The sequence below is a fragment of the Photobacterium iliopiscarium genome (assembly GCF_003026395.1).
In the GTDB taxonomy this organism is placed as follows: Bacteria; Pseudomonadota; Gammaproteobacteria; order Enterobacterales; family Vibrionaceae; genus Photobacterium; species Photobacterium iliopiscarium.
Map to the genome: position 1 here is coordinate 1 of NZ_PYOO01000033.1, position 1,363 is coordinate 1,363.

Annotated in this window: 1 rRNA gene; it reads left to right on the forward strand. The window is 52.0% G+C overall.

Annotated features, from left to right (window positions below):
- Nucleotides 1-1,316, forward strand: a 23S ribosomal RNA gene (locus tag C9J51_RS19310); the annotation flags it as partial.
- Nucleotides 1,317-1,363: the final 47 nt, after the last annotated feature.

A 1,363-nucleotide genomic window follows, 5' to 3' on the forward strand; every position in this document is an offset into this window, starting at 1 on the left:
TTATAAGAAATCGTACCCCAAACCGACACAGGTGATCAGGTAGAGAATACCAAGGCGCTTGAGAGAACTCGGGTGAAGGAACTAGGCAAAATGGTACCGTAACTTCGGGAGAAGGTACGCTCCTAGCGGTGATGAGACTTGCTCTCTAAGCTGCCGGGAGTCGCAGATACCAGGTGGCTGCAACTGTTTATTAAAAACACAGCACTGTGCAAAATCGAAAGATGACGTATACGGTGTGACGCCTGCCCGGTGCCGGAAGGTTAATTGATGGGGTTAGACTTCGGTCGAAGCTCTTGATCGAAGCCCCGGTAAACGGCGGCCGTAACTATAACGGTCCTAAGGTAGCGAAATTCCTTGTCGGGTAAGTTCCGACCTGCACGAATGGCGTAATGATGGCCACGCTGTCTCCACCCGAGACTCAGTGAAATTGAAATCGCAGTGAAGATGCTGTGTACCCGCGGCTAGACGGAAAGACCCCGTGAACCTTTACTATAGCTTGGCACTGAACATTGACCCTACATGTGTAGGATAGGTGGGAGACGTTGAAGCAACCGCGCCAGTGGTTGTGGAGTCAATCTTGAAATACCACCCTTGTATGCTTGATGTTCTAACGTTGGCCCCTTATCGGGGTTACGGACAGTGCCTGGTGGGTAGTTTGACTGGGGCGGTCTCCTCCCAAAGAGTAACGGAGGAGCACGAAGGTGGGCTAATCACGGTCGGACATCGTGAGGTTAGTGCAATGGCATAAGCCCGCTTGACTGCGAGAATGACAATTCGAGCAGGTGCGAAAGCAGGTCATAGTGATCCGGTGGTTCTGAATGGAAGGGCCATCGCTCAACGGATAAAAGGTACTCCGGGGATAACAGGCTGATACCGCCCAAGAGTTCATATCGACGGCGGTGTTTGGCACCTCGATGTCGGCTCATCACATCCTGGGGCTGAAGTCGGTCCCAAGGGTATGGCTGTTCGCCATTTAAAGTGGTACGCGAGCTGGGTTTAGAACGTCGTGAGACAGTTCGGTCCCTATCTGCCGTGGGCGTTGGATGATTGAGAGGGGCTGCTCCTAGTACGAGAGGACCGGAGTGGACGAACCGCTGGTGTTCGGGTTGTATCGCCAGATGCATTGCCCGGTAGCTAAGTTCGGAATCGATAACCGCTGAAAGCATCTAAGCGGGAAGCGAGCCTCAAGATGAGTCATCCCTAGACCTTTAAGGTCTCTAAAGGGTTGTTGAAGACTACAACGTTGATAGGTCAGGTGTGTAAGTGCTGCGAGGCATTGAGCTAACTGATACTAATTGCCCGTGAGGCTTAACCATACAACACCCAAGGGGTTTTTCTTCTCTAAAGAGAAGAGACGGACTCT